The 11,074-nt window shown below is 54.3% G+C and carries 11 protein-coding genes; 3 read left to right on the forward strand and 8 right to left on the reverse strand.

Features of this window, described 5'->3' with window-relative positions; genetic code table 11:
• Nucleotides 1–18 precede the first annotated feature (18 nt).
• Complete coding sequence (locus ACORNT_RS09035; protein WP_321389405.1) at nucleotides 19–591, forward strand: nitroreductase; 573 nt, start codon at nucleotides 19–21, stop codon at nucleotides 589–591.
• Between the two features lie 3 nt (nucleotides 592–594).
• Here the strand turns inward: ACORNT_RS09035 and ACORNT_RS09040 are convergent, their stop codons facing one another.
• The 4 genes from ACORNT_RS09040 to ACORNT_RS09055 form a co-directional block, all read right to left on the reverse strand.
• The gene (locus ACORNT_RS09040; RefSeq protein ID WP_321389408.1) at nucleotides 595–1,515 is read right to left on the reverse strand and encodes an Hsp33 family molecular chaperone HslO; all 921 of its coding nucleotides are present in this window, start codon (nucleotides 1,513–1,515) and stop codon (nucleotides 595–597) included.
• 13 nt (nucleotides 1,516–1,528) lie between these two features.
• Nucleotides 1,529–2,476: an ornithine carbamoyltransferase gene (gene argF, locus ACORNT_RS09045; protein ID WP_321389410.1), complete on the reverse strand. Its 948-nt coding sequence runs from the start codon at nucleotides 2,474–2,476 to the stop codon at nucleotides 1,529–1,531.
• A 1-nt stretch (nucleotide 2,477) separates the two neighbouring features.
• Nucleotides 2,478–3,728, reverse strand: a complete 1,251-nt coding sequence (locus tag ACORNT_RS09050) for an aspartate aminotransferase family protein (protein ID WP_321389413.1) — start codon at nucleotides 3,726–3,728, stop codon at nucleotides 2,478–2,480.
• Between the two features lie 174 nt (nucleotides 3,729–3,902).
• Nucleotides 3,903–4,712 carry an ABC transporter permease gene (locus ACORNT_RS09055; RefSeq protein ID WP_321389415.1) on the reverse strand — a complete coding sequence of 270 codons (810 nt, stop codon included), beginning with the start codon at nucleotides 4,710–4,712 and terminating at the stop codon, nucleotides 3,903–3,905.
• Between the two features lie 156 nt (nucleotides 4,713–4,868).
• Between ACORNT_RS09055 and ACORNT_RS09060 the strand changes: the two genes are divergently transcribed.
• Together ACORNT_RS09060 and ACORNT_RS09065 are read left to right on the forward strand one after the other, a co-directional pair.
• Complete coding sequence (locus ACORNT_RS09060) at nucleotides 4,869–5,312, forward strand: GcrA family cell cycle regulator (RefSeq protein ID WP_321389418.1); 444 nt, start codon at nucleotides 4,869–4,871, stop codon at nucleotides 5,310–5,312.
• A 363-nt stretch (nucleotides 5,313–5,675) separates the two neighbouring features.
• Nucleotides 5,676–6,530, forward strand: coding sequence for a hypothetical protein (locus ACORNT_RS09065; protein ID WP_321389421.1), 855 nt, complete (start codon nucleotides 5,676–5,678; stop codon nucleotides 6,528–6,530).
• Nucleotides 6,531–6,536: 6 nt separating this feature from the next.
• Here ACORNT_RS09065 and ACORNT_RS09070 read toward each other — a convergent pair whose 3' ends face one another.
• The 4 genes from ACORNT_RS09070 to ACORNT_RS09085 all read right to left on the reverse strand — a co-directional run bounded on the left by ACORNT_RS09070 (nucleotide 6,537) and on the right by ACORNT_RS09085 (nucleotide 10,823).
• The gene (locus tag ACORNT_RS09070) at nucleotides 6,537–6,773 is read right to left on the reverse strand and encodes a DUF3892 domain-containing protein (protein WP_321389424.1); all 237 of its coding nucleotides are present in this window, start codon (nucleotides 6,771–6,773) and stop codon (nucleotides 6,537–6,539) included.
• Between the two features lie 264 nt (nucleotides 6,774–7,037).
• Nucleotides 7,038–8,804 (reverse strand): methyl-accepting chemotaxis protein, encoded by a 1,767-nt coding sequence (locus tag ACORNT_RS09075; protein WP_321389427.1) that lies wholly within the window; start codon nucleotides 8,802–8,804, stop codon nucleotides 7,038–7,040.
• 37 nt (nucleotides 8,805–8,841) lie between these two features.
• Nucleotides 8,842–9,420 (reverse strand): hypothetical protein, encoded by a 579-nt coding sequence (locus tag ACORNT_RS09080; RefSeq protein ID WP_321389430.1) that lies wholly within the window; start codon nucleotides 9,418–9,420, stop codon nucleotides 8,842–8,844.
• Nucleotides 9,421–9,509: 89 nt separating this feature from the next.
• Nucleotides 9,510–10,823 carry an OprO/OprP family phosphate-selective porin gene (locus ACORNT_RS09085; protein ID WP_321389433.1) on the reverse strand — a complete coding sequence of 438 codons (1,314 nt, stop codon included), beginning with the start codon at nucleotides 10,821–10,823 and terminating at the stop codon, nucleotides 9,510–9,512.
• Nucleotides 10,824–11,074 lie beyond the last annotated feature (251 nt).

Genomic DNA, 11,074 nt, shown 5'->3' on the forward strand with positions numbered 1-11,074 from the left:
AAAAAATCGGAGTAATGAATGTCAGTCATTGACGCGATCAAAAAAAGAAGAAGCAACGGCATGATCGAGCAACGGGAAGTTCCCCGCGAACTGATCGAGAAACTTCTCGATGCCGCCGTCTGCACCCCGGTGCATTATAATACCAGCCCGTGGCGCTTTCAGGTCCTGACCGGCGAAGCCCGCAACCGGCTGGGCAAATATATGGCGCAATGTTTTGTGGAAAACCAGGCCGATCCGGAGGCCCCGGCCGTGCAGGCCAAAATTCCGGTGATCGAGAAAAAAGCCCTGCGGGCGCCGGTGATCATCGTGGTGGCGGCAGCAAAGTCCGACGATCCCCGCGCCATCGTCGAGGAAGATGTGGCGTCGGCCACGGTGTCCTGCCAGAATATTCTGCTGGCGGCCGAGGAACTTGGCCTGGCCTGTATCTGGCGAACCGGGGCATTCACCTATGGCGACCGGATGCGTGAACTTCTGGGATTTGACGAAGGCACCAGACTGACCGGTTTCATGTATCTCGGTTATCCAAAAAAACAGCCGCCCCAGGTGGAGCGCCCTACGTCAGATGAATTTACTCAGTGGCTGGATAAATAGGGCTCAGTTAAACAGCTTTTTCAGCTCGAATACATGATCAGTCTTGCAGAATTCGCAGGTCATGGTGATGACACCGTCTTCGGCCATATGTTGCAGGTCGTCCGGGCTGAAATTGCTTAGCACCTGGCGCAGCTTGTCTTCCGAACAGCGACAGCCGTTGGCCATCTGTACCGGATCAAACACCCGCACCCCGCCTTCATGGAACAGCCGGAACAGAAGATCCTGCAGCGGCAGGCTGGTGTCCAGAAGTTCCTTGTCGGTCACGCTGTCCATCAGCACACAGGCATTCTGCCAGTCTTCCGCCTCGGGGCTGCCGTCCCGGTTGCGGAGGCGTTCCAGGTCGGTATTGCGGGCCAGATGCTGGAGCATGATGGCGGCGCCCTTCCATCTGCCATTCCCGTCGCGGGTGCAGACAATACGCACCCGGGAGGGAAGCTGCTCCGAATTATGGAAATATTCCACGGCGGCTTCGCTCAGTGTTTCCCCCTCCAGCGCCACAATGCCCTGGTAGCGGTCCATGAACTTGCCCTGGTCGATGGTAATCAGCATATGCCCCTTGTCACCCATCAGGGTGGCGAGGGAGGGCTCCTCCGGTGCTTTCCATTTTTCCGGATCATACTGGGCATAGCCCCGTATCACGCCGCTGCCTTCACCGGCCGTGGCAAAGTCGGCAACAATGAAATTGACACCCCGGTCGCCGCGGATCTGGACGGTCAGGATGCCTTCATATTTCAGCATGCTGCCGAGCAGGGCGGCCAGCACCATGATTTCCCCCAGTTCTCGGGATATTTCCTCAGGCAGCTTGTGGGTGTTCAGTACCTTGTTGATAGTTTCGTCGAGACGGACGATGCGGCCGCGGATATCCCGTCCCTCCAGGCTGAAGGGCAGGCAGGCGTCGGTAAGTACGGCATCGGGAATCGTCATTCAGTTTGTCCGCTTATTTACCAAAGCACCACATCAGGATGCTTTTCTGGGCATGAAGGCGGTTTTCCGCCTCTTCCCAGATCACGGACTGGGGACCGTCGATGACTTCGTCGGTGACTTCCTCGCCCCGGTGTGCCGGCAGGCAGTGCATGAAAACAGCATCCTCGTCAGCCGCGCGCATCAGCTGCCTGTTGACCTGGTAAGGGGCCAGAATTTCCAGTCGCTGGTCGGCGTCGTCATCGCCCATGGACACCCAGGTATCGGTAATCACGCAATGGGCGTCACGTGTGGCTTCTTCCGGCTCGTGAGTCAGGCTGACCTTGCCGCCGTTGGCTTTGGCCCAGTCCAGCACCTGGCTTGGCGGCATGAATTCTTTCGGGCAGGCCAGGGCCAGTTCACAATCGAACAGCACGGCCGCATGAATCCAGGACACGGCCACATTGTTGCCGTCACCGGACCAGGCGATTTTCTTGCCTTTGATCGAGCCGACCTCTTCCTCGAAGGTCAGGATATCCGCCATCACCTGACAGGGATGGGAGAAGTTGGTCAGCGCGTTGATTACCGGCACCCGGGCAAATTCCGCCATTTCCAGCAGCGCCTCGTGGGTATTGGCACGCAGCATGATGGCATCGACAAAACCGGACAGCACCTGTGCTGTATCAGACACGGTTTCGCCGCGGCCAAGCTGCATGTCGCCGCCCTGCAGGATGACGGCGCTGCCGCCGAGCTGATGGATCGCCATTTCAAAGGAAACCCGGGTCCGGGTCGACGGCTTCTCGAAGATCATGGCCAGGCTTTTATCTGCCAGCGGCCGCTCCGGATGAATAAAGCCTTTGCCGTGGCCCTTTGTGGCCGCCTTCAGCTGTTTGGCTTTTTCAATGATTTCCCGGGCCTCTGCCTTGCTCAGGGAGGCAAGGTCGAGAAAATGTTTCTGCGGCGCTTCGAGTTTAAAAGCAGTCATTTTAGTCACCTGTGTCGCTGTCGGCTTTGCTGGCCTCCAGGGCCTTCTTGATGTTATTACAGGTTTTATCCAGAAGGGAGACGCCTTCGTCGATCTCTTCCGCGGTCACAATCAGCGGCGGCAGGAGGCGCACGGTGTTGTCGCCGGCGCCGACCAGCATCAGCCGGTTTTTCAGCGCTTCGCCGACAAATTCCGGAACCGGGGTTTTCAGCTTGAGGCCGAGCATCAGGCCCTTGCCCCGGACCCGGTCAATTACTTCCGGGTAGCTGGAGCCGAGCTTGACCAGCGCCTTGCGCAGCTCGTAAGACATCTGGTTGACATGGTCGAGAAATCCGTCCGACAGGACCACATCCAGCACCGCATTGCCGACCGCCATGGCCAGCGGGTTGCCGCCATAGGTCGAGCCGTGGGTGCCGGCCTTCATGCACTGTGCAACCTTGTCGGTGGCCATGCAGGCGCCCATGGGGAAGCCGCCGCCGATGCCCTTGGCCGTGGCGAGGATATCCGGGGTGATGGTGCTGTCCTGGTGGGCGAACAGTTTGCCGACCCGGCCCATGCCGCACTGGACCTCGTCAAACATCAGCAGGATGCCGTGCTTGTCGCAAAGCTTGCGCAGGATTTCCAGGTTTTCGGTGGACACCGGACGGATGCCGCCTTCGCCCTGCACCGGCTCGATCAGGATGGCCGCTGTTTCTTCGGTAATGGCTTCTTCCACTTCGCTCATGTCTTTGTAGAAAGGTACATGGTCGAAACCTTCCATCATCGGGCCGAAGCCCTTGATCAGTTTCTCTGATCCCGCCGCGGCGATGGTGGCCAGGGTCCGGCCGTGGAAACAGCCCTCGAAGGTGATCACCCGGTAACGATCGGGATTGCCGTTGTCATTATGGTATTTGCGGGCCATCTTGATGGCGCATTCCATGGCTTCCGCCCCGGAATTGGTGAAAAACATGCTGTCGGCGAAACATTCCTTCGTCAGCCGTTCGGCCAGACGTTCCTGTCCCTCGATCCGGTACAGGTTGGAGGTATGCCAGATCTTGCCGGCCTGGTCGGTCAGGGCCTTGACCAGGGCAGGGTGGCAATAGCCGAGGTTGTTGACGCCGATTCCGCTGCCGAAATCGAGGTAACGGTTGTCGTCTTTGTCAAAGGCATAGACGCCTTCTCCTCGGACAAAAGCGACATCGGCCCGGGCGTATGTGGGCAGCACGGGAGGAACAAAAGTCTGGTCCGTATTATCGCTTTCACTGTTTTTCATGACTGGCTCTCTACAAGTTGCTAAATCCTGTCCCTTTTACGTCGGGGGGACGGCCCGAAAGAGGCGAAATATCCCCGGAACCTTAGGGCCTGTCAATAAAAAGAATATGACAGCGGGATAATTTTACACATCGAATGAGTTAACGCGTACTTGATAAATAACTTCAGGCTTGTTCTATGGTCGGAGCCGATAGCCGGTTTTGATCATTCTATAGCAAACCGTCCACAGGATCACGTTGAGGGCGGCAATAAAAAGCACGCCGATCACGGGATCGCCGTCGGACCGGCCGATCATGCCGTAGCGGAAGCCGTCAATCATATAGAAGAACGGATTGAACTGGCTCAGGGTATGCCAGATGCCGGGCAGCCGGTCGATGGAATAGAAGGTGCCGGACAGGAACGACATGGGCACAATAATGAAATTATTAATGGCGGTGGATTGTTCGAACTTCTGCGCCCAGATACCGGCAATGACGCCGAGCAGGCTCAGCAGCATGGTGGTGCCGACGCCGAAATAGAGGATCGCCCAGATGTGACTGAACGGCAGGTCGACAAACAGGAACATGCTGAGGGTCAGCATGGTCGCCACCAGCAGGCCGCGGGTAACCCCGCCCATCACATAGGCAAAGGTCATTTCAGCGGGGCTTAAGGGGGCCAGAAGCACATCGACGATATTGCCCTGCATCTTGGCCGACATGATCGAGGACGACGGGTTGGCATAGGCATTCTGCAGCGCCGCCATGATGATCAGGCCGGGCGCGAGGAAAAGCTGATAGGGGATATCGCCGGACACCCGGCTTGATCCGCCCAGCGCCAGGGTGAAAATGGTCATGAACAGGAAGGTGGTCACCACCGGCGCCAGCACGGTCTGGCCCAGCACCTTGTAAAAGCGCCAGACTTCTTTCCAGTACAGGGTCCGCACCCCGATCCAGTTGATGCGGCTGATTTTCTTTTCACCAAAAAGCGGCAATTGTTCCTGTGACATCACACTTCCATTTATCGCGAAGGGACCTTTTACAGCAGAAAGAAGCCGGTCGCAAGTAATCCTGTCTTGACTTTTTTCATCACGGCATTAGACAATCTTCCTCTTTAGGCGTTATAGTGCGCGTTTGAGAATTCGTGATTTGAGGATACAGACACAATGGCCTGGACAGACGAACGGGTAGAGAAACTAAGAGAGCTCTGGGACAAGGGCCTGAGCGCCAGCCAGATCGCCAAGGAACTTGGCGAAGGCGTGACCCGCAATGCCGTGATTGGCAAGGCCCACCGCATGGGCCTCGCGTCCCGGCCGTCACCGGTGAAGGCGGACCCGGCCAAGAAACCGAAGAAGGCGGCGGAGAAACAACCGGCTGCGGTGAAGAAAAAAGCGGCCGGCGGCAAGGTCAGCCTGCTGGAGCTGACCGAACGCATGTGCAAATGGCCGATCGGCCATCCGGGCGAGCCCGACTTTCATTTCTGCGGCAAGCCGTCACGGCCGGGTTTTCCCTATTGCACCGAGCATTGCGCCGAGGCCTATCAGGTCCAGCAGCCGCGCCGTGACCGCCGGGCCAACAGGGGCCGGATCAGCGCGACCCCGGTCCGCTAGGGATTTCCACAGAGCAGACATGCGAAAGGCGCCAATCGGCGCCTTTTTTGTTGGGAGAGGTAATGAGTTTAGCCTGATAGGGTGCTAGCTAGAATTGATGTGCCTGCGGCCCAAATAGTTGCAATTAATCCAGTTTTGAATTTTTCTCGTCTTTGGGATTTTTTGTTTCTATTTTGTTTCATATTCACCTTCCTTTCTGCTCTAATAGAGCTATGCAAGATTGATAGTATTCCTGCGAAAGTTAGGGCTGCGAAACAATTCTCCTGCCAGTCCCAGTCTATCAGACCCATCAGGCTAAACTCACAACTCAGTATTATTATGCACATATGTATGGCGATTTTATGGAATTTCAAGAGATTTTTGATGAAAATAAAACGTTTTATTCAAAATTACTTCCAAACTTGGCGCATCTATTTTCTCCGATGGTATGGAGAATATCTACTCAATAGAAGTATTAAAAATGCCCAAAAGTTTCTTGAGAAGAATGGACCGTTAAAATTACTTGTTGATACGAATGTCTGGGGAAAGGGAATAAGTCACGAGACAACTTGGATTGACACCGGAACTAAGCTTTGGGGGGGCGTTCATCCTATTCAAACAGGCTATACCGCCCGTATACCTGTTCACTCCCCTGATAATGAAAGTCGCATTTATAAGGAGATCAGATATTTACCCGGAATAGCCCTTCTCGCTGAAAAAGGGTTGCTGAAGCTATGTACATATTCAGAAATAGAAGCAGAAAAATTTCGTCAACCTGTAGGGCGATTTTTAGGATATTATTGCTATGACTTGAATTTATTTGGGCGAACAAGGCCAGAAAATTTGGATGGCGTGAAAATATATTCTGGAAATGCCCGAGAGGAACAGTTGCAATACATCAACACTAAAAATGATGAACCATTTCGGTCAATCGTTAATCTGATTGGGCAGAAATACAGCTTGGACGCGCACCACATACACACTGCAGAATTATATGAGATGGATTGTTTCCTGAACATAGATTTTAAACTGGGCAACTCCATTAAACGGGAAATAAAAAAGAAGCCGCTTTCAGAACTGAAAACTAAAATTGTTTTGCCTTCAGAGCTAGCTGCTATAATTGGACTTAAGCCAATTAACACGAGAGTTCTGAGTTACAAAGATTCAAGTTTTCCTATCCGGTCTGATCTTTCGCGACCAAAACAGGAAAGAATACCGCCCAAAAAAAGAAAGAAGTAAACTAGATCACTTATCTCCCGCCATATCATCTAAGTTATTGGATGTCCGGCCGTCTGGATTTGTGCGCAAGTGTGTTTTTGCATTTGAAGGTCTGACAACGTGAGTATTTTCAATCTCACCTCTTTCCGCAATAGGGATAGCCTGCTCTACTGGCGTGAATCGCTGGTTACCTTCAAATAAAACATGTGTGATGTCACCATCGCTATCCGCACGTGCATTAACAATTTTACGTTTCTTTGGCATTGTGATCTCCGGTTACTTTTCAAGTTGTAGTGATAATTGTACAACAATTCCAAGAATTGATGAAACTCTTTTTGTACATGAAAAGTATTCTTTTTGTTCTCATTTGTTTGAGTGAACGTATAATGAAATACATTCCCATTCTCCAATTCCCCGGATTTTATGATCTGTAACGCTCTCCCAAACGCTTAAAAAAATCCCCCCATAAAAAACGGCCGCCCTGAGGATTTCAGGGCGGCCGGATACAGTTTGACAGAGGGATTAGAATTAATTGCTGCGGATCTCCCGCAGGAAGTCGGCGACTTCCGTGCCCAGGCCCGTGGCCTGTTTTTCAAGGTCCTCGGAGGCGACCAGGATCTGGTCGGCGATCTGGTTGGTTTCCTGGGCCACATTGCTGACGTTGGTGACATTCTGGCCCACTTCCTGGGTGCCGTTGGCGGCGGCCAGGGAGTTGCGGCTGATTTCCTGGGTGGCGGCGGTCTGTTCATGCACCGCATTGGCAATGGAGGCGGAAATATCGCTGATGTTGTTGATGGTGCCGGCAATATGGTTGACAGAGGTCACCGCCGACTGGGTGGCGTTCTGGACGTTGGCCACCTGGGCGGCGATGTCGCTGGTCGCCTGGGCGGTCTGGTTGGCCAGGGTTTTTACTTCATTGGCGACCACGGCAAAGCCGCGGCCGGCGTCACCGGCCCGGGCCGCCTCGATGGTGGCGTTCAGGGCCAGAAGATTGGTCTGTTCGGCAATATCGTTGATCAGGGTCACCACCTGGTCAATCTTGATGGTGGCGTCCGACAGTTCCTGAACCTGTTCGCCAGCCTGGCGGGCTTCATTCACCGCTTCCCGGGAAATGGTGGCGGCCTGGTTGACCTGGCGGCTGACCTCGGCAATGGAGGCGGCCATTTCCTCGGCAGCTCCGGCGACGGTCTGCACATTTTCCCCGGCCTGGCGGGAGGCATTTGCCGCCATCCCTGCTTCGGAGGAGGTATCGGTCGAGGCGCGGGAGAGGTTTTTGGCGGTCTCGTTCATTTTTGCCACCGACCTGGTGACATTGCCGAGCACGCTCATGACCCGGGCTTCGAAACTGTCCGCCAGCTTGCGCAGCATCTCTGTCCGTTCACGGGCGGCCTGCTCCTTGGCGTCTGCTTCCTGCCGGGCGGCTTCTTCCGCCCGCTCGCGTTTTTCCTGTTCAAGGCGCCGGGCCTGTTCTTCCTCTTCCTGCTGACGACGGCGGGAATCTTCCTGCATCCGGACCATTTGGATGGCATTGTCCTTGAACACCTGGACGGCGCGGGTCATATCGCCGATATCGTCCCGGCGGCGCAGGCCTTCGATCTCCACATCATTGTTGCCGCTGGCCAGTTCCCCCATGGAGGATGTCAGCCGGACAAGCGGCCGGGTCAGGACCTTGCTGATTAATACCATCAGTGTCCCGGCCATGATAATGACTGCAAGGACGCTGTAGATGAACTGGCTGACCTGGGACCGACTGATCGCGTCATTGATCAGGTGGTTGCTCCAGGCGATGGCGATGGTGCCGGTTTTGCTGCCCTTGCTGTCGAAAACCGGGGCGGCAATGACGGTATGATCCGTTGTCTCGGAAATGCTGGTATCTCCCTGGGCCAGCTCAAGAATTTTACCCTTCAGGATATCTTTCAGGGTATAGCTCATGAGGTCTTTGGCGTTATATTCATCGATCAGTTCGCCGTTGCTGTTGACCGCGGCAAAGGAGGCCAGGGTGGTATTCTCCTCCTCGGTCAGGGGCATATAGACCCTCTGGATATTTTCCGGTTTGTTAAAGCGGATCGCCAGCGGCAGCTGGGAGGCAATAAGCTGGGTGATGACAGTCGAATCTGCGTGTGACTGGTCACTCAGCTCGGCGCTCAGGCGGCCTGACTGGGAAATCGCGAAAAAGCCGCAGAGGGCAACAATACCTATTGTTACTATGGACAGGATCTTTCGCCCGACCGGCATAGCCGTCAGCAAATTGAGGACTGCGCTGGACCTTTGTTGAAGGTTGGTAAGTTCCGTCATGATTATCCCTTAAGATACTATATGTTGTTTTGTCTGCTCAGAGCATTTCCGCGTTAATGCCGATGGTAATGGCGCCGACCACTTCGCCGGAGGCCGGATCGGAGATCGCTACACTGACTTGTATCTGATAGGTCTGTGAGGACTCATCAAATTCAACATCGCTCACATGGATGGCGCCTGCACCGGCCTGGAAGGTTTTCTGCCATTTGGCTTCGTCACCCTGCCAGTAATCGGACGTCAGATCGCTCTGGCCCACATTCAGGCCCTTGTTGTCCATGGCAAAGATTTCTGTATAGAGCCCCTGGGAATTGTCGCGGATGCCCTTGAGGTAGCCGGAGACTCCGTTGGCCAGAACCGCCGACGTCATGGCGCCGCCACCGTTTTTTACCTCGGCGCGCCATTCCTTGTCTTTGGCGTCAATGTTGGCCTGGCCAATAGACGCATTCTGTGCATTCTGGGCCTTGATGCCGGAAATCAGCATATCGTTGTTGATCCAGGACATGGCTTCTTCCTGCACATGAGCCCGGGCGGCGTCTTCCTGGGCGTTGGCAGTCATGCCGGTGAAGGCAATAATCAATACACAGGGAATAAAGTTCAAAATCTGTTTTATGTTCATTTCAGGCTTCCTTTGACCTTTGAATTGGAATGGGAGGAGGGGACCAGGAACTTCAGTCCTGGCCCCCCGTATAAAATCTTCAGACGGACTTACCAGTCCACATTCAGGCGGAGTCCGACGACATCTGCCGAATTGGTCCCATTGGCGGCCAGGTCGGATACTTCACTATGGCCATAATCCAGCAGGGCACGGACATAACGGGTCATGTACCAGCTCAGGCTGGCGATATAACTTTCCTGTTTGCCGCCATAGATACCGCTGTCCGTCAGGTCCAGGGTGTCATAGCGCACGGTCAGCATCCAAAGGCCGGCGCCGCCGTTTTTACCGAACGGATCTGCCACTTTCGGGCGCCCCCAGGTTCCTTTCTTGAGGTCGATGGGGCGGCTTTCACCGGTGAGCACATATCCCACTTCCGCATAACCGCCGGAGAAGCTGGCATTTTCCCCCATCAAGCCGGCATCACTGGCGCTCAGGAAGGCATATTCCGCCGCGCCGAAGAAGGAGCCATAGGAGAAGGCAGCTTCGGCAGCGACAAGGGAATCCTTGTTGGTGCCACTGGCACTGGTCAGGGTGCCGGACTGGTTGGTGATGGCCTTGGCTTTGTAACTGATACTGTCGTCATTCATATCTCTCAGACGACCGGAAACACCCAGCATCCAGGTTCCACTGTCGGATTTGTTGCCATATGTGGCGCGGGCGGCGGCGATCCAGCCCTCATCAGTGTTGGAGGTGAATTTGTTGGTGCCCTGGAAAATACCTGTCGTAAAGCTCCAGCCGTCACCACTCGTGCCGGCTTTGATACCCATGGCGCGACCGAAGTCGAAGGCGCTTTTAAAGGCCCCGCGTTCCATCAGACTGGTCTGGCTGATGGCCGTATTCCATTCCAGTGAATTGGGAACCTTGCTCTGGCCGACGGTAACTGACCAGTCACTCAACTTGAACTGCAGGTAGGCATCCTTGACGCTGACACTGTTGCCCCCGAAGTCGGCTTCAAATTTATATTTGATATTGTCCGTGGCATTGCCGTCCACACCGAACCAGGCTGCCCGTAGTTTGGTGCCGGAAAAATCAAAGCTATTATTTTCGTCGCTGCCGGTGCTCCAGTCAAGGAAGACCCGCCCGCGAACATTAAAGGATAATTCGCCATCCGCGGATTTCAGGGTTGGCGCCGGATCGGAAGAGGCGAAAGTCACCGTCTTGGGGGGAAGCTCCTGTTTTGCTGCAGCAGTTCCCTGGGCGGTGGCGCCGGTTATTTTACTGACAAGTTCCTCAAGCGCAGCGACGCGGTCCTTGAGGGTGCTGACTTCGGCCTGAAGTTCATCCCTGGTCTGAGCCAGGCTGGTTGATGACAGGCAGGTGGTGATGAGCAGGGCTGAGCCCGCCATTTTGGTGAAACGCTTCAACGTAACCTCCTTATATTCTGATTGATCAGGGTCTTGCCTGGATCGTTATTTGCTAAATAATTAGAACTACCGAATAAAAGAATTTACTTATAAATAGTTAAAGTTTTATAAATACAGTAGAAATCAGAATGAAGATCGGTGAAGTCTATGGAAGAAAAGGGAAATATTGAGCTGTTTTGAGTTATTATTAATCGGGTCTTTAGCTTCGTTTCCCTTTTCCCCGATTACCTATTCCCCCGGATTGTATAATT

This window comes from Emcibacter sp. (assembly GCF_963675455.1).
Classification (GTDB): Bacteria; Pseudomonadota; Alphaproteobacteria; order Sphingomonadales; family Emcibacteraceae; genus Emcibacter.